Annotated in this window: 18 protein-coding genes; 11 read left to right on the top strand and 7 right to left on the bottom strand. The window is 69.1% G+C overall.

Annotated elements, in window-relative coordinates; genetic code table 11:
* Window positions 1-12 precede the first annotated feature (12 nt).
* Window positions 13-1,014: an SIS domain-containing protein gene (locus tag OPU66_RS00985; RefSeq protein ID WP_498551792.1), complete on the top strand. Its 1,002-nt coding sequence runs from the start codon at window positions 13-15 to the stop codon at window positions 1,012-1,014.
* Complete coding sequence (nagA, locus tag OPU66_RS00980) at window positions 1,014-2,153, top strand: N-acetylglucosamine-6-phosphate deacetylase (RefSeq protein WP_498551727.1); 1,140 nt, start codon at window positions 1,014-1,016, stop codon at window positions 2,151-2,153. The genes OPU66_RS00985 and nagA overlap by 1 nt, the downstream gene beginning before the upstream one ends.
* Window positions 2,154-2,173: 20 nt before the next feature.
* Here nagA and OPU66_RS00975 read toward each other — a convergent pair whose 3' ends face one another.
* Genes OPU66_RS00975 through OPU66_RS00945 form a run of 7 tightly spaced genes read right to left on the bottom strand, consistent with a single transcriptional unit; the run spans window position 2,174 to window position 10,836 of the window.
* Window positions 2,174-2,605, bottom strand: a complete 432-nt coding sequence (locus OPU66_RS00975; RefSeq protein ID WP_498551726.1) for a lipocalin-like domain-containing protein — start codon at window positions 2,603-2,605, stop codon at window positions 2,174-2,176.
* Window positions 2,595-4,313 (bottom strand): phenylacetic acid degradation protein PaaN, encoded by a 1,719-nt coding sequence (gene paaN / locus OPU66_RS00970; RefSeq protein ID WP_498551725.1) that lies wholly within the window; start codon window positions 4,311-4,313, stop codon window positions 2,595-2,597. The genes OPU66_RS00975 and paaN overlap by 11 nt, the downstream gene beginning before the upstream one ends.
* A complete protein-coding gene (locus tag OPU66_RS00965; RefSeq protein WP_498551724.1) occupies window positions 4,306-5,484 on the bottom strand; it encodes an acetyl-CoA C-acyltransferase in 1,179 nt (392 codons plus the stop codon). The genes paaN and OPU66_RS00965 overlap by 8 nt, the downstream gene beginning before the upstream one ends.
* Window positions 5,485-5,488: 4 nt before the next feature.
* The gene (locus tag OPU66_RS00960) at window positions 5,489-6,718 is read right to left on the bottom strand and encodes an acetyl-CoA acetyltransferase (RefSeq protein ID WP_498551723.1); all 1,230 of its coding nucleotides are present in this window, start codon (window positions 6,716-6,718) and stop codon (window positions 5,489-5,491) included.
* The gene (locus OPU66_RS00955; protein ID WP_498551722.1) at window positions 6,715-8,412 is read right to left on the bottom strand and encodes a class I adenylate-forming enzyme family protein; all 1,698 of its coding nucleotides are present in this window, start codon (window positions 8,410-8,412) and stop codon (window positions 6,715-6,717) included. The genes OPU66_RS00960 and OPU66_RS00955 overlap by 4 nt, the downstream gene beginning before the upstream one ends.
* Complete coding sequence (locus OPU66_RS00950) at window positions 8,409-9,926, bottom strand: carotenoid oxygenase family protein (protein WP_498551721.1); 1,518 nt, start codon at window positions 9,924-9,926, stop codon at window positions 8,409-8,411. The genes OPU66_RS00955 and OPU66_RS00950 overlap by 4 nt, the downstream gene beginning before the upstream one ends.
* A 10-nt stretch (window positions 9,927-9,936) precedes the next feature.
* A complete protein-coding gene (locus tag OPU66_RS00945) occupies window positions 9,937-10,836 on the bottom strand; it encodes an NAD(P)H-dependent flavin oxidoreductase (RefSeq protein ID WP_498551791.1) in 900 nt (299 codons plus the stop codon).
* Window positions 10,837-11,038: 202 nt separating this feature from the next.
* On the opposite strand from OPU66_RS00945, the gene OPU66_RS00940 reads away from it, so the two are divergent.
* From OPU66_RS00940 to OPU66_RS00900, 9 genes are all read left to right on the top strand, one after another.
* Window positions 11,039-13,321 carry a TonB-dependent receptor gene (locus tag OPU66_RS00940; RefSeq protein WP_498551720.1) on the top strand — a complete coding sequence of 761 codons (2,283 nt, stop codon included), beginning with the start codon at window positions 11,039-11,041 and terminating at the stop codon, window positions 13,319-13,321.
* A gap of 125 nt (window positions 13,322-13,446) precedes the next feature.
* The gene (locus OPU66_RS00935; protein WP_498551719.1) at window positions 13,447-14,397 is read left to right on the top strand and encodes a winged helix-turn-helix transcriptional regulator; all 951 of its coding nucleotides are present in this window, start codon (window positions 13,447-13,449) and stop codon (window positions 14,395-14,397) included.
* Complete coding sequence (arsC, locus tag OPU66_RS00930) at window positions 14,394-14,750, top strand: arsenate reductase (glutaredoxin) (RefSeq protein WP_498551718.1); 357 nt, start codon at window positions 14,394-14,396, stop codon at window positions 14,748-14,750. Before OPU66_RS00935 ends, arsC begins: the two co-directional genes overlap by 4 nt.
* 126 nt (window positions 14,751-14,876) lie before the next feature.
* Window positions 14,877-15,677 (top strand): ImuA family protein, encoded by an 801-nt coding sequence (locus OPU66_RS00925; protein ID WP_498551717.1) that lies wholly within the window; start codon window positions 14,877-14,879, stop codon window positions 15,675-15,677.
* Window positions 15,568-17,121, top strand: coding sequence for a Y-family DNA polymerase (locus tag OPU66_RS00920; RefSeq protein WP_498551716.1), 1,554 nt, complete (start codon window positions 15,568-15,570; stop codon window positions 17,119-17,121). The genes OPU66_RS00925 and OPU66_RS00920 overlap by 110 nt, the downstream gene beginning before the upstream one ends.
* Window positions 17,118-20,405 (top strand): error-prone DNA polymerase, encoded by a 3,288-nt coding sequence (locus tag OPU66_RS00915; protein ID WP_498551715.1) that lies wholly within the window; start codon window positions 17,118-17,120, stop codon window positions 20,403-20,405. Before OPU66_RS00920 ends, OPU66_RS00915 begins: the two co-directional genes overlap by 4 nt.
* Window positions 20,406-20,519: 114 nt before the next feature.
* Entirely contained in the window at window positions 20,520-21,752 is a 1,233-nt protein-coding gene (locus OPU66_RS00910) for a GTP-binding protein (RefSeq protein ID WP_498551714.1), read from the top strand.
* A gap of 44 nt (window positions 21,753-21,796) precedes the next feature.
* Entirely contained in the window at window positions 21,797-22,483 is a 687-nt protein-coding gene (locus tag OPU66_RS00905) for an ABC transporter ATP-binding protein (RefSeq protein WP_498551713.1), read from the top strand.
* On the top strand, window positions 22,480-23,889 hold the full coding sequence (locus OPU66_RS00900; protein WP_498551712.1) for a DUF3526 domain-containing protein: 1,410 nt from the start codon (window positions 22,480-22,482) through the stop codon (window positions 23,887-23,889). Before OPU66_RS00905 ends, OPU66_RS00900 begins: the two co-directional genes overlap by 4 nt.

Here is a 23,889-nt window from a genome sequence, read left to right as displayed (position 1 = left end):
AGCGCCACCCGCATGTATGCCGAGGCCGCCGAAGCGCCCGTGGCCGTCGCCCGGATGCTTGCCGCCAATGCCCAACGTGCCGCCGAACTGGCGGCGCGGCTGGGCGATGCGCCGCCGCCGCTGGTGCTCACCTGCGCGCGCGGCAGTTCGGATCATGCCGCCACCTACGCCAAATATCTGATCGAAACCCGGCTCGGCATCCCCGTGGTGTCGGCGGCGCCCTCGACTGCCTCTGTCTATGGCGTGACGCCACGGGCCGGGCGGGCCTTGTGCATCGCGGTCTCGCAGTCCGGGGCCAGCCCCGATCTGCTTGCCACCGTCGATGCGGCCGCCGATGGCGGGGCGGAGATTGCCGCGCTGGTCAATGTCGCCGACTCGCCGCTGGCTGGGCGTGCCGACTGGCTGTTTCCGCTGCATGCCGGGCCGGAACTGAGCGTGGCGGCCACCAAATCCTGCATCGCCAGCCTGGCCGGCCTCGCCCAGCTGGTCGGCGTCTGGGCCGGGGAAGAGGGGGCGGATCTTGCCCGGTTGCCCGATCTGCTGGTCGCAGCGATGGCGTGCGACTGGACGCCGCTGGTCGAACGGCTGCGCGATGCGCGCGGGCTGTTCGTGCTCGGCCGCGGCGTCGGGCTGGGCATTGCGCAGGAAGCGGCATTGAAGTTCAAGGAAACCTGCCAGCTGCACGCCGAGGCCTATAGCGCGGCCGAGGTGCGGCACGGGCCGATGGCGCTGATCGGCCCCGATTTTCCGGTGCTGATCTTTCGCCAGGAAGACGAAACGGCGGTCGGCATCGATGCGCTCGCGGCCGATCTTGCCGCGCGCGGTGCGCCGGTGTTCATGGTCGGCAAGGCGGTCGCCGGGGTGACGGCGCTGCCCGCCATCGCCGCGCCGGCCATGCTCGCCCCCATCGTTCAGCTGCAAAGCTTTTACCGCGCGGCGGCCGAGCTGGCGGTGGCGCGCGGGCTTGATCCGGATGCGCCGCCGCATCTGAAAAAAGTGACCGAGACGGTCTGATGGCGCTGCTGTTCTTGAACGGCCGGGTGCTGGTCGACGGCGTGCTGCGCACCGGCCTGTCGGTGCTGGTCGAGGGGCGGCAGATCGCCGCGCTGCTGCCCGAAGATTCGCGGCCCGATTCCTGGCCCGACGCCCGGATCATCGATCTGGCCGGCGACATTCTTGCGCCGGGCTTCATCGACACCCAGGTCAATGGCGGCGGCGGCGTGCTGTTCAACGACGCGCCGACCGCTGCCACCATTGCCGCCATCGGCGCGGCGCATCGCCGGTTCGGCACCACCGGCTTTCTGCCGACGCTGATCAGCGACGATCCGCCGGTCATCGCCCGCGCGATCGCAGCGGTCGATCAGGCGATCGAGGAGGGGGTGCCGGGCGTGCTCGGCATCCATATCGAAGGGCCGTTCCTGAACGTCGCCCGGCGCGGCATCCATCTGGCGAGCAAGATCAGGCCCATCGACCATGCCAGTGTCGATCTGGTCACGCTGCTGCGCGGCGGGCGCACGCTGGTCACGCTCGCGCCCGAACTGGCAACGCCGGAGCTGATCGCCGCGCTGGTCGCGCGCGGGGCCGTGGTCGCAGGCGGGCACAGCGATGCCCGTTATGACGAGGCGCGCGCCGCGATTGCCGCGGGCATGACCGGCGCGACCCATTTGTTCAACGCCATGTCGCCGCTCGGCAACCGTGAACCGGGGATGGTGGGCGCGGTGCTCGACAGCCCCGGCGTCATCGCCGGGATCGTGGTCGATGGCCGCCACGTTCATCCCGCAACGCTGCGCATCGCGATTGCCGCGCGCGGGGCGGATGCGTTCATGCTCGTCACCGATGCGATGCCGACCGTGGGCGGCGACAGCTGGTTCATGCTGCAGGGCAAGCGGATCGAGGTCAGGGACGGGGTGTGCGTGGACGCGGCCGGGACGCTGGCCGGGTCTGACCTCGACATGGCCCGCGCGGTGCGCAACGCCGTTCAGCTGATCGGCGTGCCGCCCGAGGCGGCGCTCGCCATGGCCTCGGCGGTGCCGGCGCGGTTTCTGGGGCTGGAGGCGAGCTATGGCCGGATCGCGCCCGGGATGCGGGCCAGCCTTGTTCGTCTGACCGCCGAACTGGAGGTCGTGCAGAGCTGGATCGACGGCGTCGCCTGACACCGGTTACGGGGAAGCGCTCAGACGCGCTGCCACGCCAGCACATGGTCGCGGATGCGGCCGTCGCGCATCTCCTCGGGGGCCGACAGCACCAGCCCGCCATGGCCGTCGAACCGCGCGAGGCGGCGCTGATCGGTTCCGGCCATGTCGGGGTTGAGCGCCATCGTGACGTGGTGGACGACATGATCGCCATCGACCGACCATGGCCCGGCATAATGGAAATAGCCGTCAAACGCCCCCGCCTTGGCGGCCGCATCGGCTGCCCGCGCATTGGCAAGGCCGAACAGCGGCCGGCCGGCGCGGGCGATGCTCGCCGTCATGACGCCGGGGGCATAGACGATATAGCCATGCGCGTCCGGCCCGAACGGATGGGTCGCGCCCCCGTCCGGATAGTCGATGCGCCAGGCGACGAGACGCCAGGCACCAAGAAAGGCATCGGGATCATGCGGCATCGGCTATCTCCCTGGACAGAGCGGGGCGGCGGTTCTGCACGATGCGGAACCGCCCGGCGACAAAGGCCAGATCGGCAAGGCAGGCATTGCCCGCCGGGTTGAGCCCGGTGACGTGATAATCGCTATAGGCGGCGGCAAAGTTCGCCCACATCGCCCCGGTGAGGTTGATCGACAGGTTCATCCCCGCGCCGGCAAAGGCGTCTGCCGCCCGCTCGATCAGCGCCGGATCGGTGGCGTAGAGATAGGAGGAGATCGCGCCGTGGCGGCGGCCGAGCGCGGTCGCCTCGCCGACCGCGGCATCGGCATCCGCGGCGGCGATCAGGAACAGCACCGGGCCGAAATGCTCGGCTCCGTACAGCGCCTCGTTGCCGGCCGGCACGGCGACGACCAGCGGGGTCATCGTCCGTGCTGCGGGATAATCGGGATGGGCATAGGGGCGCGGCCGTCTGAGCACCCGCGCGCCCGGAATCTGGTCTGCCCGTGCTTCCAGCGCGCGGACGATGTCGCAGCTCGCCTCGGCCTGAACCGCGCCCATGATGCCGGCGGCGGTGGCGGGGGCATCGGCAATCTCGTCAATCGCGGCGATCAGCGCGGCGGCGACATCGTCAAACCCCATCGGCCCGGCGGGGGTCGCGATCCCGCCTGCGGGGATGTAGATGTTCTGCGGGCTGGTGCACATCTGCGCGGAATAGAGGCAGGCGGCACGCGCGATGGCGCGGGCCACCGCCGCCGGGTCCTCGGCCCCCGCCAGCACCACGGCGTTCAGCCCCGCGGTTTCGGTGAACAGCAGCTTGCCGGTGATGCTGCGTTCCAGTTCGCCGCCAAAGGCCGGGCTGCCGGTAAAATCGATGATCGCCACCGCCGGATCGTCGATGAAGCGCCGCGCCACCGGCTCGGCCCGCGTATCGACGGCCAGGGTGACCAGGTTCGGATCAAAGCCGTAATCGGCAAGCGTCCGGCGGCATTCGGCGACCGCGATCGCCATCGGCAGCACCGCGATCGGGTGCGGCTTCACGATCACCGGATTGCCGGTCGCAAGGCTGGCGAACATCGCCGGATAGGCATTCCAGGTCGGGAAGGACGCGCAGCAGATGACCAGCCCGATGCCGCGCGGCACCAGCCGGTAATGCTTGACAAGCGCGACATCCTCCGCCCCGAACCGGCGCTGCCATATGGCGTGCGGGGTCACGTCGCGTATCGCCTTGGCCGCATAGGCAAGCGCCTCGATCCCCCGGTCGAGCGCATTGGGACCGCTGCCGCTGAACGCCTGGGTATAGCTTTGCCCGGTCACCTGCATGACCGCATGGGTCATCTCGAAGCCGGCCGCATCGATGCGCAGCGCCATTTCGGCGCACAGCGCGACGCGCTGTTCGGGCGGCGTGGCGGCCCAGCCGGGCAAAGCAGCTTCGGCCGCCGCGATCAGCGCCGCCGGATCGCAGCGCGGATAGCTGATGCCGAGCGGTTCAAGCGTATAGGGCGACACTTCATCGCCGATCCAGCCGGTGATGCCCGGCTGGTCGAGCATGAAGCGCTGGCCGAGCCGCGCGGCAAAGGCGGCCCGTCCGGCCTCCGCCGCGCCGGGGGCATGGAAGCGCGCGCTGGGCGAATCGCGAAACGGGCTCCAGTGGCGGCGGGTTTCGACCGCGGCGATGGCATCGGCGATCAGCGGCGCATGGCGCGCGGCGAGCATGGCGGGTGTTTCAGTCATCGGCATCCGGTCCGGGGTGCAGCCGTTCAACGATCATCGCGGCACCCACCCCCGAGGCACCGCTGGTCACCACCATGCCAAGGCTGGCCCCGGCTTCGTCGAGACTGTCGAGCATGGTGGAGGCGAGAATGGCCCCGCTCGCGCCCAGCGGATGGCCCTTGGCGATATGCCCGCCGCCGACATTGACGCGCGCCGGATCGACCCGCCGGTCGCGCAGGAACAGCGCGGCAGTGACGGCAAAGGCCTCCATGAACTCGATCCGCTCGATCTCGCGCAGATCAAGCCCGGCGCGGCCGAGCGCGCGGGCCATCGCGTCCAGCCCGCCGGTCAGCCCGGCGGCCGGGCTGGCCGCGCCCTCGGCATAGGCAAGGATGCGCGCCCGGGGCCGGCCGCCGCCATCGCTGCTCAGCAGCGCCAGCGCCGCCCCGTCGCATACCGGCGGGGCGTGGCCGAGCGTGTGGCGCGGCGGAAAAAGCCGGCCGTCCAGCGCAGCGGCATAATCGTCCTGCAACGCGCCGAACGCCGGGGGCAGGGCGGCAAGCGCCTCGGCGGTGGTTGCCGGGCGGATGCATTCCTCGCGCGCCAGACCGGCGGTCGGAATCCGCGAGGCGTTGAGCCGGGGGCTGTGCTCTGCCGCCGCCGCGCGCTGCTGCGACATCAGCGCGACGGCATCCAGCTCGTCCCGCCCGATGCCCAGCCCGTCGGCCAGCCGGTCGGCGGCGAGCACGACCGGGATGTAACGCCGGTCGGGCGGCAGTGCGGCGTCGGTGTAATAGGCCGCGCGGTCGCCCATGAACGGCACCCGGCTCATCATCTCGACCCCGCCGGCGAGCACATGGCCTGCCTGTCCGGCGGCGATCATCGCGGCGGCCTGGCCAATCGCGCTCAGGCCCGAGGCACAGTAATTGTTGAGGCTGAGCGCGGGCATGGTGTCGGGCAGCCCCGCCACCAGCCGGGCGATCAGGCCGATATGCCCGCCCTGCGCGTCGGTCTGGCCGACACAGCCAAGGATCAGCGCATCGGCGGTGCGCACCGCCGCACCGCCCCGCGCCTCGAGCGCCGTGACCTGACCGGCGACCAGCTGTCCGGGCCGGAGCGCTGCCAGCCCGCCATCGGCGCGCGCCTTGCCGCGCGGCGTGCGCACCGCATCGTGCAGATAAACCGGCGTCATGACGTCAGACGCCGACCACGAAGCACACCGATGTCGTCGCGCTGCCGCCGACATTGAAGGTCGCGAACCGCCGCGCCCCCTCGACCTGGCAGTCGCCCGCCCGGCCGCTGACCTGGCGCGCGGCATCGAGCAGCATCCTGACGCCGGTCGCGCCGACCGGATGGCCAAGCCCGATCAGCCCGCCCGAGGGGTTGACCGGCAGCCGGCCGCCGAGCGCGGTCGTGCCGTCCTCGATCGCGCGCCAGCTCTGCCCCGGCGGGGTCAGGCCGAAATGGTCGAGCGCCATATATTGGGTGATCGAAAAACAGTCATGCACCTCCAGCCCGTCGACCTGATCGATGTCGGCCAGCCCGGCACGGGCCAGCGCATCCATCATCGCGCGGCGCACGAACGGAAACACGAACGGCCCGTCGCGGCTGGCGGTCAGCTTGGGCGCGAAGGCGAGGGGGGCGGTGCTGTGGCCCCAGCCGGTGATGCGCGGGATCGCCTCCAGCCGCTGCCCGGTGCGCGCGGCATAAGCGCGCGCGACTTCGGCGGAAGCAAGGAAGATCGCCGCTGCCCCGTCTGTCACCTGGCCGCAGTCCGATTTGCGCAGCTGCCCCTCGATCACCGGGTTGAGCGCGTCGTCATCGCCCAGATGATCGGGCGTCACCGTCCAGCCGCGCGTCTGCGCCAGCGGGTTGCGCCGGGCATTGGCAAAGGCATTGGCCGAGATCGCCTGCAAATGCGCCCGATCCAGCCCGTAACGCCGGTCATATTCGTCGGCCACGCCCGAAAAGATATGCGGCCACACATAGGTGGCGTCCTGCGCCTCCTGCCCGGCCCAGGCGGCGGCCCCCAGATATTCGGCGGCGCGCCGGCCGGGGACATTGCGCATCAGCTCCACCCCCAGCACCAGCGCGAGGCCGTAGCGCCCGGCCTCGATCTCGGCCGAGGCGGCGAGCGCGGCGATGCTGCCCGACGCGCAGGCAGCCTCGTGCCGCGCGGCGGGCACGCCGGCCAACGCCGGGTGGACATGGCCCATAAACCCGCCCAGCTGCCCCTGGCCGGCAAACAGCTCACCGACGAAATTGCCGATATGCACGGTCTCGACCTGTTCGGGGGCGATGCCGGTCGCGGCGAACGCCGCTTCGCTGACATCGCGGATCAGCTCGAACAGGCCGCCGCCCTCGCGCGCGACATTGCGGGCGAAATCGGTCTGCGCGCCGCCGAGGATGAAGACCTCGCGGCTCATGCCGCCGTCTCCGCTTCGACGAGCATCGCCAGCGCCTGGGCGCGGGCCTCGCTGCGCATCACCTTGTTGGTGACGTTGCGCGGCAAGGCGGGCAGGCGGACCAGCCGTTCGGGCAGCTTGAACACCGCCATATCCTTGGCGCGCAGAAAGCCGGTCACTTCGTCGAGCGTCAGATCGGCATCGCCGCGCGGCACATAGGCAAGGCCGATGCGCTCGCCCATCACCGGGCAGGGTAGGGAAAAGGCGCAGGCCTCGGCGATCAGCGGATGGCCGCCCAGCAGCTGGTCGATCTCTTCGGGCGCGATGTTGACGCCGCCGCGGATGATCAGATCCTTTGACCGGCCGACAAACCGGTAATGGCGGCCGCCGCCGGCGATCTCGAACAGGTCGCCGGTGCGGAACCAGCCATCGGCGGTGAACGCCTGCGCGGTCTGGTCGGGCGCGTCCCAATAGCCTTCGAACACGGTCGGGCCGCGGATTTCCAGCTCGCCGGCCACGCCTTCGTCCTCGATGGCCGTGCCGCCGCCCGGCGGCACCAGCCGGGTTTCGATATTGGGGCCGCGCCCCGCGCCATGTGGCCGGTCGAACAGCGACCGGCGCGGGAAAATCGATGCCCGCGCTTCGGGATCGGGCTCGTCGGCGGCGCTGGTGATCAGCGACACGCCCTCGTTCGACCCGAAGATGTTGACCACCTCGATCCCCAGCCGCTCCTGAAAGCCGCGCACCATCGCCGGGGCGAGCGGGGCGGAGCCGGACCCGATCACCCGGACGCTCGACAGGTCGATGCTGGCGAGCAGTGCCTCGTTCTGGAGCAGCATGTTGAGCACAGCGGGCGGCGCGATGGTGAAGGTCGGGCGCTCCACCGCGATCTGGCGCAGATAGACTTGCGGGTCGAAGGGATGGTGCAGCACCATCGTGCCGGCCGATTTCAGCCAGCACATGGTGATGCCGCCGATCGACGCCATGTTGATGAGCGGGAAGGGGTTGAGCAGCACCGCCCCGTCCTCCAGCCGCGCGGCCTCGTAACAGGCGGCGGCGATTGCCACCCAGTGATTGTGGCTGCGCGGGACGCCCTTGGGCACGCCCGTCGTTCCCGATGTCCAGCAGATGGTGAAGATGTCATCGGCGCTGCGGCCGGCGCGTGCGGCGGCGGGATCGGCCCCGGTGCCGCCGCCTGCCGACAGGTCGATGGCCCCGGCCGGCGGATTGGGGCCGAAGGTCATCAGCCGGCAGTCGGCGGGCAGCAGCGGCCGCGCGACGCCGACATGATCGGCATGATGGGCCTGCGTGGCGCAGACGAAACCGCGCGGCCGGACGATGCCGATCATCGTGCGCAGCTCGTGCGAGCGATACTGGATCGCGACCGGGCTGACGATCACGCCGATGGTCGCGGCGGCGAAATAGAGCGTCACGAACTCGCTGATATTGGGCAGCTGCACCATCAGCACATCGCCGCGCGCCAGCCCCGCTGCGGTCAGCAGCGCGGCCAGTCGCGTCACCTCCGCTTCCATCTCGGCATAGGTCAGCCGCCGGGGCGCACCAAAGGCGAAATCGGTGCGGTTGGGCGCGTCGACCAGCGCCAGCCGCGCCGGATGCGTGCGGGCATTGGCACGGAACAGGTCGTCGAGCGTAACCTCGCCCCACCAGCCCTCGGCCCGGCAGGCGGCGCGTTTTTCCGGGCTGGCGACGGTCATCGGCCGGTCCCCTCCGAACGCGCCGACAGGATCGGATTGTCGCCCATGCCGATATCGCTGCCATTCGCCCAGCTGCTGTGCGTGCCCGCGCAGATGCGTTCCGGCAGGCGGATGCGGCAGACCGGGCCGGCGGCGATGTCGCGCGCGTCGATCAGCACGCATTCGGAGGTGTCGCTGTTCAGATCGGCGACGAACGACACCAGATAGCCGTCATCCTCCGCCGTCGCGCCGATGCGCGGCGCGAACGGGCTTTCGCTGGCGAAGCGGCCGGGGCCGAATTCATAGCTCTGGCTCGCCCCGGTCTCGAGGTCATGCTTGACCAGCCCGCGGAACAGGAACCAGCCCGGCTCGGGGATCGCGCTATAGGCATAGCGGTATTTCCGCCCGGCATATTTCTGGTTGAACATGCCGAACTCAAGAATGCGGTCGTCAAGCCGCTCCTCATGCGTCCGCCCGGTTCTGAGGTTGAAGCGCCAGCGGTGAAGCTTGGGCTTCAGCAGATGCTGGTCGAGATAGGCCATCATCCGTTCCAGCCCCTCGGGCGCGCCGGGATAGGATCGCGGCATCGGCTCTTCCTGGAAATAGCCGTCGAGCACGATCTCGTCGCCTTCCTCATAGGCGTTGAGCCAGTGGAGCGTGTAGGTCGGCTCGGCCTCGAACCAGCGTATGTCCTCGCTCCGGCCATAGCGCGGGATGATCGCAAAGCGCGTCGGCATTTCGGGATGGAACTGGACGACATGCAGGCCGCGCTTGAGCAATTCCGGGTCCCAGAACAGCGGCATGTCGTTCAGGATCGAATAATTGGCGGTGAACGCCATGTCGTGTGGCAGGCGCGGGCCGGGCAGCGGCACCGGCACATAATGTTTCAGCCGGTTGTCCGCGCCGACGACACCATAATGCATATAGGGTGCGTGCTTGGAGTAATTGAAGAACAGCAACTCGCCCGTCGCCTCGTCGGTCTTGCAATGCGCCGAAATGCCGTCGACCGGCACCCACGCCTCGGTGCCATATTGTTCCATCGTGAAGGGATCGAGACGATAGCCCTCGCCGCACTGGTAGAAGGTCGACAGGATCCGCCCGGCATGGACGACGACATCGGTCGAGGAGGAATCCTTCAGCCATTCCTGCGCCCCCCAGCCGGGCCGGGTCGAGCGGTGCGGCGGCTCCATCAGCCCGGCCCAGAGCGACCGCCCGGCCTCGCGCTCGGCCTCGAACCCCTTGGTGCGCACGAAGCGGCTGCGATAGCTGGCGCGGCCGCCCTTGAACGACATGGCATGGATGAAGCCGTCGCCGTCAAACGGGTGATAGCGGCCGATCGGCTCATGGATCTGGTTTTCGCCGGTGCGGACATAGACGCCGTCGATATCGTCGGGAATGCGGCCGATCACCTCGGCATCGCCATTGGCGAACACGGCGTTCCACTCGTTATAGGTCGGCCGCCACGCGCCCTTGGTATAGGGATTGTCGCTTGGCCCCAGCGTCGCGGCGATGGTGTCGACAAGGGTTGCGGGCATTGGCTCTCTCCTAAACGTCGAAGGCGGGCCGCCTGAGCGCGGCCTCATATTGTTGTCCGATCCGGGCAATGATCGCCGCCAGCGGCTCGACCGCGGCGACCGTGCCGACGCCCTGGCCGGCGGACCAGACATTCTTCCAGGCCTTGGCCGTGCCCTGCGCATCGGCGAAATCGGGGCGGCGTGCCTTGGGCATATTGTCCGGATCATGGCCGGCGGCGATCAGGCTGGCGCGCAGCCAGTTGGCCGGCACCCCGGTGATGCCGGGGGACAGGACGATGTCTTCCCCGCCGGCCGCGACCACCATCTGCTTGTAGCCCGGATCGGCCAGGCTTTCTTCACAGGCGATCAGGCCGGTGCCGATATAGGCAAGGTCCGCCCCCAATATCTCGGCCGCGCGCACTGCATGGCCGGTCGCGATCGCCCCGCCCAGCACCAGCGGCCCGTCCCAGAAGCGGCGCACCTCCTCGACAAAGGCGAAGCCGGCCATCGCGCCGGTATGGCCGCCGGCCCCGGCCGCGACCAGCACCAGCCCGTCGACCCCGGCCGCCGCCGCCTTGCGGGCAAAGCCGACCGAGTTCACATCGGCAAACACCCGGCCGCCATAGCCGTGAACGGCATCGACCACCCGGGCCGGGCTGCCGAGCGCGGTGATGACCAGAGGCGGCCGGTGGCGGACCACACAGGCAAGATCATCGGCCAGTCGGTCGTTGGAGGGATGGACGACCAGATTGACCGCCCAGCCCGCCGCCTCCGGGCTGGCGGCGATTTCGGCCGCGATCCGCGCCAGCCAGTCGTCAAGGATCGCCGTCGTCCGCGCATTGGGCGACGGCAGCGCGCCGATGATGCCGGCGCGCGCGGCCGCGATCACCATGTCCGGGCCGGACACCAGGAACATTGGCGCGGCGATCACCGGCAATCGCAGGTTATGGCGCAGAAGGGGAGGGATCGGCATTGCGGGGTCGGATTGTCCTGCGTTGCGGGGGACCGGTTTCGATCATGCCCTATCTCGACTTGTATAACCATACCTAACTAAGCTAGGTCGTGTTATGCAAGTCAAAAAGCCCGGCACCGCGCGTCTGCGGCCGAACCGGGGGACGCGAGGGAGGAATGCCATGAAACAGACGATCCTTGTGTGCCTGCTGGGAACGGCGCTGACCGCCCCGGCCGCCGCCCAGACGGCGCAGGGGGCCAGTGCCGATCAGGGGCTGGACGACATCATCGTGACTGCCCAGAAGCGCGCGGAAGGGCTGTCGGACGTGCCGATCTCGATCTCGGCGGTCAGCGGCAAGCTGCTTGAAAGCTATGGCCAGACCAGCCTTGAGCAGCTGTCCTATTCGGTGCCCAATCTGAAGATCACCCAGACCGGGATCGCCAACCGCATCGCCATTCGCGGCATCGCCTCGGGCGACAATAAGGGCTTTGAACAGTCGGTCGCGATGTTCGTCGACAATGTCTATTACGGCCGCGACCAGCTGAGCCGGCTGCCGCTTGTCGATCTGGAGCGCATCGAGGTGCTGCGCGGGCCGCAGCCGACCCTGTTCGGCAACAACGCGATTGCCGGGGCGGTGAATATCGTCACCCGCCGGCCGACCGCCGAGCTGGAAGCCTCGCTGAGCGGGCTGTATGAGTTCAACCATCAGGAAGCGCAGCTGACCGGGGTGATTTCCGGCCCGGTCGCCGACGGCATCGGCGCGCGGCTGGTTGGCTATTACCGCCACATGGACGGGTTTTTCCGCAACCGCCAGACGCAGCGCGACGAGCCCAATGTGCGCGAGGCGTTTGTCCGCGGGATCGTGGATTTCGACCGGGGCGGCCCGGCACGGGCGAGCCTGAAGCTTGAATATGCCGATTTCCGCACCCGCGGCCAGCCGCGCGAGGCGTTCGGCGCCACCGGCACCTATGCGGCGGTGTTCACCGGGCCGCTCGCCGTCGACACGGTCGAGGATTATGTCAAGGCAGATGGCGGATATGTCAGCGACAACAGGGTGTTGAACGCCGTTCTCAACACCGAGTTCGATGTTGTGGAACATGTGCTGACCTCGGTCACCGGCTATGTCGACTATCGCACGCGCGAGACGATCGATGTCGATTTCACCGAGCTGGCGCTGCTCGACGGCACCACCCAGGGCGAGGATTATGCCCAGTTCTCGCAGGAGCTGCGGCTGACCTCGCCGGGCGGGGAGAAGTTCGACTATATCGCCGGCGTCTATTACCAGCATTCGCGGCTCGACGCCGACGATCAGGTGCGGTTCAACCGGACGTTTCTGGGCTTTGGTCCGCCGTTCAACGCGATTGGCGACACCAGCAATGCGCGCGTCTATGCGCAGAAATCGGATCTGTTCTCGGCCTTTGCGCAGGGTGAGCTGGAACTGGGCCGGTCGCTGCGGCTGACGGCGGGCGCGCGGTTCAACCATGAACGCAAGAGCGGCGCGCGGACGCTGGTGATCAATCGCGGGCCGGCCAACAGTTTTGCGCTGCCGGTCGTGCTGGGCACGTTCCGCGCGCTCAACATCGAGGCGCATCAGATTTCCGGCCGTTTCCGGCAAAGCTGGCTCGACCCGATGGCCAATCTGCAGTTCGATGTCAGCGATGCGCTGATGGTCTATGTCTCGTTCGCGCGCGGCACCAAGGCCGGGGGCTTCGACATCCGCTCCAACTCGCGGCCGGATTCGACGACGGTGGCGCGGCCCGGGGCGTTCCAGTTCGACCGCGAACGCGCGAACAACCTTGAGGCGGGGCTGAAATACAAGGCCGACTCGCTGGCGTTCAACCTGTCGCTCTACCGCACCGATTATGACGATCTGCAGGTCAACATCTTCGACGGCACGCTGAACTTCAACGTCCGCAACGCCGCCGGCGCGCGGACGCAGGGGGTGGAGGCCGATGCGCGGATCGCGGTGACCGACCGGCTGACGCTGAGCGGGGCGGTCGCCTATCTCGATTTCAAGTTCACCGACTTCACAAGCGGTCAATGCTTCTTCCAGCAAGTGCCTGGCCCCGGTGGATTTTGCGACTATACCGGCAAGCGCAACGCGCTGTCGCCGCGCTGGTCGGGCAATGCCAATGCCGATTTCCGCCAGCCCCTGGCCGACGGGCTGAAGCTTGGGTTCAACCTCAACATGGATTTTTCGAGCAGCTTCATCGCCTCGGCCAATCTCGACCCGCGCACCCGGCAATCGGCCTTTGCCCGGCTGGGCGCGCGCGTCGCGCTCGCGGCCGAGGATGACCGCTGGGAGATTGCGCTTGTCGGGCGCAACCTGACCAACCAGCGCATCCTGCAACAGGCCGGGCCGCTGCCGCTGTCGACCACGATCACGCGCGGCGGCGGCATCGCCTATACCGGCATTTATGACCGTCCGCGCAACATCGCGCTGGCGTTCAACCTGCGCTTCTAGGGCATTCGGCCCGCGCGTCTTTGACGGCGCGGGCCATGCGGCCTATCGGCGGACGCCAAGGGGCGAGATGAACGGGCGCGGGCCGGACTGGCGCGCGGCAAGCGAGCGAGGATCGAGCGGCGACGATGAAGGCGGAAACTATCCGGGCCTGCTCGATCTGGCGGGCGCTGGAGGTCGTGGGCGACGTGCCGGTGCTGCTCATCATGGAGCGCGCCTTTCTGGGCACGAATCGGTTCGAACTGTTCGTCGAACAGACCAGCCTGCCGCGCTCTGTGGTGAGCGCGCGGCTGAAAAAGCTGGTCGAGAATGACTGTCTCGCCCGCATCCGGCGGCTGCCGGCGCGCCGGCATGTCTATGTGCTGACGACCAAGGGGCGCGATCTGTTCGGCATCGCGCTGATGATGCTGCGCTGGCAGCATCGCTGGGAACCGCGCGCCCGCGATTTCCGCGTCGATCTGGTGCACCGCAGCTGCGGCGGGTCGATCGAGCCGGTACCGGTGTGCGCGGCGTGCGATGCGGAGATCGATCCGCGCGCGGTCAGCTGGCGGGAAGGGCCGGGGCTGGCGCAGGTCACGCCGACCTATGGGCGGCGGCGGCGGCTGACCGAGGCCGTGGCCGGGCGGCGCAGCACCGGCACGCTGATCGACACGGTGATCGAATTGTTCGGCGACCGCTGGGCGACGCTGGTCGTGCGCGCCGCCTTTACCGGCATCCACCGGTTCGACGACATCCAGCGCGACACGCTGATGGCGACCAACATTCTCGCCGGGCGGATCGAACGGCTGGTCGCGCAGGGCATATTGCGCGCCGTGCCCTATTCGAACCACCCGGACCGGTTCGATTACAAGCTGACCGAAAAGGGACTGGATCTCTATCCGGTGATCCTGGGGCTGCTGCAATGGGGCGACCGCTGGTATGCCGATGAACGCGGCCCGCCGCTGCTGCTCAGCCATGTGCCGTGCGGCCATGACCTGAAGATGCGGGTCACGTGCAGCGGCTGTGGCGGCGAGCTGACGCTCGACAATAGCAGCTTTGCGGTCATGAGCAGAAAAAACGACGAAAAGGCAGATGGGTGAGCGGCTTTCCTGTCAAAATCTATCACAATCCCGCGTGCGGCACGTCGCGCAACGTGAAGGCGATGATCGAAGCCGCCGGCCACGTGCCCGAGGTGGTTGAATATCTGAAGACCGGCTGGACGCGGCCCGAGCTGGAGGCGCTGGCCGCGCGCATCGAAGGTGGTGTGCGCGCGCTGCTGCGCGAACGCGGGACGCCGGCGGCCGAACTCGGCCTGACCGATCCGGGCGTCGAGGATGCCCGGATCCTTGATGCGATGTGTGCCCATCCGATCCTGGTCAACCGCCCGATCGTGGTGACGCCCAAGGGGGCGGCGCTGTGCCGTCCGGCCGAAAAGGTGGCGGAGCTTCTTTAGCCCTGAAATCTGGGGCCTGAAACCTTGGGCCTGACGCATCGGCCCTGATGTTTCGGCCCTGACGCCTCAGCCGGGCGCCCCCGGGCTTGACAGGCTTTGTTCTCGCATGGAACATAAAGTGAACATATGCGGGAAGCCATGCAGGATTCGGTGCGTCTTCACCCCGCCTTCCGGCGGGCCGTCACTCTGGCTCCGGCGATCGGCCGGGGGCGGGACGGGCTGTGCGCGCTCGGCGACGGTGCGGTCGACCGGGCGCTGGCCGGCGGACTGGCGCAGGGGCGGCTGCATGAAGTCCTGACGGCAGCGGCCGAGGATGCGGCGGCGGCGACCGGCTTTGCCGCGATGCTCGCCCGCCGTCTCGTCCGGCCCGCCGGGCCGCTCATCTGGCTGCGCGAAGAGGCGGTCGACCGGCGGCTGGCGCTCCATGCGCCGGGGCTGGCCGCGCTCGGGCTGGATCCGGGGCGGCTGGTGCTGGGGGCGATGCCCGATGCGCTGGCGGTGCTGCGCGCGGCGGTCGAGGCGCTGCGCTGCGGCGATGTCGGGCTGGTGGTGATCGAAATCTGGCATCAGCCCGCCATTCTCGACCTGACCGCGACCCGCAGGCTGGCGCTGGCGGCCGAGCGGTCGGGGGTGACGCCGCTGCTGCTGCGTATCGCCGCCCGGCCGATGCCCAGCGCCGCGCACACGCGCTGGGACGTGACGCCGGCCCTGTCCCGGCCGCTCATCGACGATGCGCCCGGGCATCCGGCGCTGGCCGCGCGGCTGGCCCGCCACCGTGGCGGACGGGCGGGCATGGATTGGCGAATGGAATGGGATCGTGACACAGGCAGTTTCCGTGCCGCAGCGCTATCTGGCGCTGTTCCTGCCCCTGCTGGCGACCGACCGGCTGCGGTCATCCGCCCGGGGCCATGGCGGCGCGCCGGCTGATCAGCCGCTCGTCCTGACCGAAAAGCTGCGCGGGGCGGACCGGATCGCGGCCTGCAATGCCGCCGCGCTCGCCTTGGGGCTGGAGGCGGGCATGGCGCTGGCCGATGCGCGGGCGCGGGTGCCCGATGTCGTGGCCTGCCCGCATGATCCGGCGGCCGATCTGGCGCTTGTCGAGCGGCTGGCCGAGGATCTTGACCGGTTCACGCCGATGGTCGCGCTCGATCCGCCCGACGGGCTGATGCTCGACGTGACGGGATGCGCGCATCTGTTCGGCGGCGAAGCGGCGCTGGCCGGGCAGGTCGAGGCGCGGCTGACCGGGTTCGGCCTTGCCGTCCGCCATGCCTTTGCCGCCACGCCCGAGGGTGCGCGCGCGCTGGCCCGGTTCCAGAGCGTGCCTGCGGCAAACGAGGCGGCGGCGCTGCGCCGGCTGCCGGTCATTGCGCTCGAGCTGGAGGACGAGGCGCTGCGCGCGCTGCGCCGGGCCGGGCTGCGCACCATCGGCGATCTGGCCGGGCGGCCGCGTGCGCCGCTGGCGGCACGGTTCGGGGCGGAGGTGACCGACCGGCTCGACCGGCTGCTCGGGCTGGCTGACAGCCGCATCACCCCGCGTCGCCCGCCCCCGGCGCTGCGGTTCGAACGGCGCTTTGCCGAACCGCTCGGCCTGGCCGACAGCCTGATGACCGTGATCGGCGAGCTGGCGGCCGAGGCGGCGGCGGCGCTGGCCGCGCGCGACCGGGGCGGGCGCTGCTTCTTGCTGCGCTGCTATCGTTGCGATGGCCATGTCCGCCAGCTGATGGTCGACACCAGCCTGCCCAGCCGCGATCCGGCGCTGGTCATGCGGCTGCTGCGCGAACGCATCGACGCGCTGGCCGATCCGCTCGATCCCGGTTTCGGGTTCGACATGGTGGCACTCGACATTCCCCGTGTTGAACCGCTCGCCCCGACCCAGCTGGCGCTGGAGGGCGGGGCGGTGCGCGAGGCCGAACTGGCCGGGCTGATCGACCGGCTGGCCGCGCGCCATGGCCGGGCGCGGCTGCGCCGGCTGGTGCCCGGCGACAGCCATGTCCCCGAACAGGGCGTGCTCAGCCTGCCCGCCGCCGAACGCCCGGCCCCCGCGCCATGGACGGCCCCCGCGCCCGGCGAGCCGCCGCTGCGCCCGCTGCATCTGTTCGATCCGCCCCAGCCGATCGAGGTGGTGGCCGCGGTGCCCGAAGGGCCGCCGCGCCGGTTCCGCTGGAAGGGCAATGTGCATGATGTCGTGCGCTATGACGGGCCGGAGAGGATCGCGCCCGAATGGTGGCGGTTGACCGGGGCCGAGGGGCGGACCCGCGACTATTTCCGGATCGAGGATGCGCGCGGGCGGCGTTACTGGCTGTTCCGCCACGGGCTTTACGGCCGCGAGACACCGGCCCCGCGCTGGTTCCTGCACGGGCTGTTCGCGTGACGCCGGGCTTTGCCGAACTGGCGGCGGCGACCAATTTCTCGTTCCTGCGCGGCGCGTCGCATCCGGCGGAAATGGTCGCGCGGGCGATCGGGCTGGGCTGTGCCGGGTTGGGCATTGCCGATCGCAACAGCGTTGCAGGGGTGGTGCGCGCCCATGTCGCGCTGCGCGAGGCGCGGGAACGGGCGGCGGCCGACGGCGTCATGCTCCCCGATTTCCGGCTGGTCGTCGGCGCGCGGCTGGCCTTTGCCGACGGGACGCCCGACATTATCGCCTATCCGGCGACGCGTGCCGGCTGGGGGCGGCTAACCGGGCTGCTCAGCCTGGGCAATCTGCGCGCGGCCAAGGGCGAATGCATCCTGTATCTGGCCGATCTGATCGCCGATGCCGAGGATCTGCTGCTGATCGTCATGCCCGATGCGGCGGCGGACGGGGTTGATGACGCCGTGCTGCGCCGCCTTGCCGCGGCCGCGCCGGGGCGGCTGTGGCTGGGCGCGACGATGCCGCGCAGCGGCCGCGACCGGCGGCGGCTGATGCGGCTGGGCGAACAGGCGGGCCGGGCGGGGGTGGCGCTGCTGGCGACCGCCGATCCGCTCTATGCGCTGCCCGAGGACCGGGTGATCCATGACATATTGAGCTGCATCCGCATGGGCACCACCGTCATGGCGGCAGGACGGCGGCTGCTGCCCAATGCCGAGCGGCATCTGCACGGGCCGGCGGAGATGGCGCGGCTGTTCGCCGCCCGGCCCGATGCGCTGGCGGCGGGCCTTGACCTGATCGACCGGATCTCCTTCTCGCTCGACGATCTGCGCTATTGCTATCCCAACGAGCCGGTGCCCGAGGGCTGGGACGCGCAGGGCTGGCTGGAACATATGGTGCGGCAGGCGGCGCTGGCGCGTTACGGCGATCCGCTGCCCCCGCGCGTGGCGGCGATGCTGGCCGAGGAATTCACGCTGATCGCGCGCCAGCGTTACGCCCATTATTTCCTGACCGTGCATGATCTGGTGCGCTTTGCCCGCGCGCAGCAGCCGCCGATCCTGTGCCAGGGGCGGGGATCGGCGGCGAACTCGATCGTCTGCTTCCTGCTGGGCGTGACTTCGGTCGATCCGGTCGAGCACGACCTGCTGTTTTCCCGCTTCGTCTCCGAAGAACGCAGCGAGCCGCCCGATATCGATGTGGATTTCGAGCATGAGCGGCGCGAAGAGGTGATCCAGTATATCTATCGCCGCTACGGCCGCCACCGCGCCGCCATCGCCGCGACCGTCATCCGTTACCGCCCGCGCAGCGCGATCCGCGAGGTCGGCAAGGCGCTCGGCCTGTCGACCGACATCACCGCGCGGCTGAGCAGCACCATCTGGGGCAGCTTTGCCGACCGGGTGGAGGAAAAACGCTATCATGACGCCGGGTTCGACCCTGACGCGCCGGAGATTGCGCGGCTGCGCCGGATCGTCGACCGGCTGCTCGGCTTTCCGCGCCATCTGTCGCAGCATGTCGGCGGCTTTGTTCTGACCGAGGACCGGCTCGACGCGCTGGTGCCGATCCACAATGCGGCGATGGCCGGGCGCAGCTTCATCGAATGGGACAAGGACGATATCGACGCGCTGGGGCTGATGAAGGTCGATGTGCTGGCGCTGGGCATGCTCAGCTGCATCCGCCGCGCCTTTGATCTGATGCGCCGCCACGGGCTGGGCGATCATGATCTGGAGGTCGATCTCAAGGCCGATGATCCGCTGGTCTATGACATGCTGTGCCGCGGCGACAGCATCGGCGTGTTCCAGGTCGAAAGCCGGGCACAGATCAACATGCTGCCCCGGCTGCGGCCGCGCTGCCTGTATGATCTGACCGTCCAGGTGGCGATCGTCCGCCCCGGCCCGATTGAGGGGGAGATGGTGCACCCCTATCTGCGCCGCCGCGCCGGGCTGGAAAAGGCCGAGCTGCCATCGCCCGCGCCGCCGCACGACCCGGACGAGCTGCGCACCGTGCTCGGCCAGACCTATGGCGTGCCGCTGTTCCAGGAACAGGCGATGAAGCTGGCGATCGTGGCCGCCGGATTTTCGCCGTCAGAGGCCAATCAGCTGCGCCGCGCCATGGCGACGTTCCGCAATGTCGGCACCATCCACCAGTTCCGCGACAAGATGGTGCGGGGGATGACCGCCAAGGGCTATGATCCCGATTTCGCCGAACGCTGTTTCCGCCAGATCGAGGGGTTTGGCAGCTATGGCTTTCCCGAAAGCCATGCCCTGTCCTTTGCCCGGCTGGTCTATGTGTCGTCATGGATCAAATGCCACCAGCCGGCGGTGTTCGCCTGTGCGCTGCTCAACGCCCAGCCAATGGGCTTTTACGCCCCTGCCCAGATCGTCCGCGACGCCCGCGAACATGGGGTGACGGTGTTTCCGCTTGATGTGAATTCAAGCGATTGGGACAATAAGCTCGAACCGGATAACAACGGAAATCTCGGCCTGCGCCTCGGCTTCCGTCAGCTTGACGGGTTTCGCCAGGCCTGGGCCGAGGCGCTGGTTGCCGCGCGCGAAGGGGGCGGGCACTTCGGCGCGATCGGCGATCTGGCGCGCCGCGCCGGGTTGCCGCCGGCTGCGCTCAGGCTGCTGGCCGATGGCGATGCGTTCGGATCGCTCGGGCTCGGGCGGCGCGATGCGCTCTGGGCGGCGCGACGGATCGCCGGGCCGGCGCTGCCGCTGTTCGCCGCCGCCGGGGCCGATGATCTGGGGGCAGAGGCCGATATGGCGCTGCCGCTGATGCCCGCACCGGAAGCGGTGATCGCCGATTATCAGGCGCTGCGCCTGTCGCTCGGCGCGCATCCGCTGGCGTTTCTGCGCGACCGGCTGCGCGGCGAGGGGGTGGCCAGCTGCGCCGACATCGCCGCCGCCCGTTCGGGCGCGCGGATGCAGGTCGCCGGGCTGGTGCTGGTCCGTCAGCGGCCGGGCAAGGGCAATGCGATCTTCGTCACGCTGGAGGATGAAAGCGGCATCACCAATGTGATCCTGTGGGCCAGCCGCTTCGAACGCTATCGCCGCGCCGTCATGGCGGCGCGGCTGATGCAGGTGGCGGGCGAGGTGCAGAAAAGCCGCGAAGGCATCGTCCATCTGCTCGCCGCGCGGATCATCGACCGCAGCGAGCTGATCGACGGTCTGGCCGACACCGAAGCGCGGACGCCGCGCGCACATGCCGACGAGGTCGACCACCCCCAGCCGCTGCGCACTGTGCCGTCCCCGCGCGCGGGCCATCCCCGCGACGCACGCCCGATCCTGCGCTCGCGCGATTTTCATTGAACGGCGGTCCGCATTGTCGGGCAGGGCCAGCCCGGAGACATGGCCATTGAGATAAGATATATTATATCGTATCGGGAGGTCAGCTGAAGCCAAGCGACCCAACAGGACCCTGCCATGACCGACACTGCGGACCGCCGCCTGCCCGTTACCGTGCTTTCCGGATTTCTGGGGGCTGGCAAGACCACGCTGCTCAATCACATCCTCGCCAACCGCGAGGGCAAGCGGGTGGCGGTGATCGTCAATGACATGAGCGAAGTGAATATCGACGCGGATCTCGTGCGCGGCGGAGAGGCGGCGCTGTCCCGTGCCGAGGAGGCGCTGGTCGAGATGACCAATGGCTGCATCTGCTGCACGCTGCGCGACGACCTGCTGAAGGAAGTGCGCGAACTCGCCCGGCAGGGCCGCTTCGACTATCTGGTCATCGAAAGCACGGGCATTTCCGAACCGCTGCCGGTTGCTGCCACATTCTCGTTCCGCGACGAGCAGGGCGAATGCCTTGGCGATGTCGCCCGGCTCGACACGATGGTCACGGTTGTCGACGCCTTGAACCTGCTGGCGGATTATTCGAGCCGCGATCTCCTGTCTGCGCGCGGGCAGACGGCAGGCGAGGGCGACGATCGCAGTCTTGTCGGCCTGCTGGTGGAGCAGATCGAGTTCGCCGATGTGGTGATCGTCAACAAGGCGGGTGCCGTGTCGCCCGACAAGCTCGCGACCGTCAAGCAGGTGGTGGCATCCCTCAACGCGGATGCGCGGATCATCGAGGCTGATTTCGGGAACATCGCACTCGATGCGATCCTCGACACCGGACTTTATGACGAAGAGCGTTCCGAACAGCATCCGCTCTGGGCAAAGGAGCTGTACGACTATGCCAGCCACCGCCCGGAGAGCGAAGAATATGGCGTCGAGAGCTTTGTCTACCGTGCGCGTCAGCCCTTTCACCCGGCGGCTTTTTACCGCCTGCTGACGGGCAAGGCGCTGGATCGGGTCATCCGCGCGAAAGGCCATTTCTGGCTTGCCACCCGGCCCGATTTCCTTGGCGAGCTGGCCATTGCCGGGCACCAGAAAAGCGTCAGCCGGATGGGGCGCTGGTGGGCGGCGGTGCCCAAGAACCGCTGGCCTGATGATGGCACGTTCGAGGCGTTCGTGGGTCGCCACTGGCACCCGGTGTGGGGCGACAGGCGGCAGGAGCTTGTGCTGATCGGCATCGGGCTGGACAGGGCGGAGATCACCAAGGCACTCGATGCCTGTCTGCTGCCGACCGACGCGTTCACGCCCGACAAATGGGCGCGGCTCAACGATCCCTTCCCGGCATGGGGCGAGGCGCAGACCGCGCTCGAGCCGGCGTGAGGGTTCCGATGCAGCCGGCGGTGCTCGAAGCTGCCGGTCTCACCATGCGTTTCGGTGAGGCAGTGGCGCTCGACCGGCTCGACCTCCGGGTCGCGGCGGGCGAGATTGTCTGCCTGCTCGGCGCGAACGGTGCCGGCAAGACGACGACGATCAACCTTTTTCTCGGCTTTCTGGAGCCTTGCGCCGGCGCCGCGCGGGTTGACGGGGTGGAGGTTGCCCGCGATCCAGCCGCCGCCCGCAAGAAGCTTGGCTATGTGGCCGAGGTGGTGGCCCTTTACCCGACCCTGACCGGCGCGGAAAACCTCGATTTCTTCGCCCAGCTGGCGGGCGAGCGGGTCGACCCCGGCCAACGCGATGCGATCCTGGCGCGGCTGCGCTTCCCCGACGGCGCGATCGAGCGACCGGCCGGCACATATTCCAAGGGGATGCGCCAGAAGCTCGGCCTTGCCATCGCGTTGATGAAGCAGGCGCGCGCGATCCTGCTCGATGAGCCGCTGTCCGGGCTGGATCCCGCAGCGGCCAATGATCTGGTCGCGGTGCTGCGCGAAACCGCAGCAGGCGGCACCGCCCTGCTCATCTCCACTCACGACATATTCCGGGCCAAGGATGTCGCCACCCGGATCGGCATCATGCGCCACGGGCAGTTGCTGGCGACGATCGATCCCGCAAGCCTTTCGGCGAGCGAGCTTGAGGCGATCTACCTCACCCACATGGCCGAGCGCGCGGCATGAGCGTCGTCGCTGCAATCGTCGCCAAGGATTTCCGCGAGCTGCGGCGTGACCGGCGGGTCATCGTCATGGCGCTGCTGGTCCTTGCCCTGGGCCTGACCGCGCTTGCCACGTCATGGGTTCGCATCAATGCGCATGAGGCCGACCGCGCGGCCACCATCGCTGCAGACCGGATCACATGGGAGGGGCAGGGCGCACGCAATCCGCACAGCGCGGCGCATTTCTCCAAATGGGCGTTCAGGCCGCTGACCGCCGAGGCGGTGCTGGACCCCGGGATCGCGGCTTATGCGGGCAGCGCGGTGTGGATGGAGGCGCACAACCGCAATCCCGCCGTGGCGCGACCGATCGACGACCAGACCCAGATCCTGCTCAGCGGCGATTTCAGCCTTGCCTGGGTATTGCAGGCGCTGATGCCGCTGCTCGTCGCCGTGATCGCCGCGGGCAGTGTCGCGCGCGAGCGGGAGCGGGGCACGCTGCGGCTGATGCTGGCGAGCGGGGTCAGCCCCGGGCGGCTGGTGCGCGCCAAGCTGGCATCGGTCGGCCTGGTGACGCTGCTGCTCGGCGGCGCGATCAGCCTGGTGGGCGCGGTGGCCGCGGCGGGCGCGGGGCCGGTCGATCCGGTGCGGCTTGGCCTGTGGCTTCTCGCTTATGCCGTGTTTCTGGCGATCGTCGCGGCCTTGGCGGTGGCGGTGTCGCTGCGCGCGCGATCATCGGGGCAGGCGCTGATGATCCTGGCGGGGTTGTGGCTGTTCGCGATCATCCTGACGCCGCGGGCTGCCGTGGCGGTGGCCGACTATGCGGCACCGGCACCCACCAGCGAGCAGTTCTGGGCGGATGTCGCCGCCGCCAAGGCCGCCTATCCCAGCCCGTTTGCGGACGGGGCGAAGGCATTCGAGGCGAGGGTGATGGCACAATATGGCGTCACCCGGCTCGAAGACCTGCCGGTCAGCTTCGGCGGGCTGCAGCTGGAGGAGGACGAGCGGCTCGGCAACCGTGTCCATGACGAGAAGTTCGGCGCGCTTTTCGGTGTGTATCAAGCCCAGCGAGACTGGCTGCGCTGGGCCGGTCTGTTATCCCCGCTCCCGGCACTGCAGAACATCTCGATGGCGCTGAGCGGCACCGACATGCCGCATCAGATCGCGTTCCAGCAGCAGGCGGAACGCCGCCGCCGTTCGCTGGTGACGCAGCTCAACACCGACCTCATCAAAAACGGCGCAGGTGCCGATTTCGACTATGTCGCCGATCCGCAGCTTTGGGCGAAGGTCGAGGATTTCCGCTTTGTCCCTCCCACGCTGGGCGCAACGCTGGCGGGGGTGTGGCGCGAGGCGCTGATCCTGCTGGTGTGGCTGATCGTGGCTTTCGCGATCGCGCTGCGCGCGGCGCGCGGCCTGACCGGATTGGAGCGCTGA

The sequence above is a fragment of the Sphingomonas sp. URJC2 genome (genome assembly GCF_059803575.1).
Note: the sequence above shows the minus strand (reverse complement) of the source record. Positions and strands in the feature narration are given on the sequence as shown.

Excerpts from the sequence above, each read along its gene's own strand:
- OPU66_RS00965 (WP_498551724.1), bottom strand. The coding sequence starts at position 5,484 with ATGACGCCGGTTTATCTGCACGATGCGGTGCGCACGCCGCGCGGCAAG.
- OPU66_RS00935 (WP_498551719.1), top strand. The coding sequence starts at position 13,447 with ATGAAGGCGGAAACTATCCGGGCCTGCTCGATCTGGCGGGCGCTGGAG.
- OPU66_RS00985 (WP_498551792.1), top strand. The coding sequence starts at position 13 with ATGTATGCCGAGGCCGCCGAAGCGCCCGTGGCCGTCGCCCGGATGCTT.
- OPU66_RS00955 (WP_498551722.1), bottom strand. The coding sequence starts at position 8,412 with ATGACCGTCGCCAGCCCGGAAAAACGCGCCGCCTGCCGGGCCGAGGGC.
- OPU66_RS00900 (WP_498551712.1), top strand. The coding sequence starts at position 22,480 with ATGAGCGTCGTCGCTGCAATCGTCGCCAAGGATTTCCGCGAGCTGCGG.
- OPU66_RS00925 (WP_498551717.1), top strand. The coding sequence starts at position 14,877 with ATGCGGGAAGCCATGCAGGATTCGGTGCGTCTTCACCCCGCCTTCCGG.
- OPU66_RS00960 (WP_498551723.1), bottom strand. The coding sequence starts at position 6,718 with ATGAGCCGCGAGGTCTTCATCCTCGGCGGCGCGCAGACCGATTTCGCC.
- OPU66_RS00940 (WP_498551720.1), top strand. The coding sequence starts at position 11,039 with ATGAAACAGACGATCCTTGTGTGCCTGCTGGGAACGGCGCTGACCGCC.
- OPU66_RS00910 (WP_498551714.1), top strand. The coding sequence starts at position 20,520 with ATGACCGACACTGCGGACCGCCGCCTGCCCGTTACCGTGCTTTCCGGA.
- OPU66_RS00905 (WP_498551713.1), top strand. The coding sequence starts at position 21,797 with ATGCGTTTCGGTGAGGCAGTGGCGCTCGACCGGCTCGACCTCCGGGTC.
- OPU66_RS00950 (WP_498551721.1), bottom strand. The coding sequence starts at position 9,926 with ATGCCCGCAACCCTTGTCGACACCATCGCCGCGACGCTGGGGCCAAGC.
- paaN (WP_498551725.1), bottom strand. The coding sequence starts at position 4,313 with ATGACTGAAACACCCGCCATGCTCGCCGCGCGCCATGCGCCGCTGATC.
- nagA (WP_498551727.1), top strand. The coding sequence starts at position 1,014 with ATGGCGCTGCTGTTCTTGAACGGCCGGGTGCTGGTCGACGGCGTGCTG.
- OPU66_RS00975 (WP_498551726.1), bottom strand. The coding sequence starts at position 2,605 with ATGCCGCATGATCCCGATGCCTTTCTTGGTGCCTGGCGTCTCGTCGCC.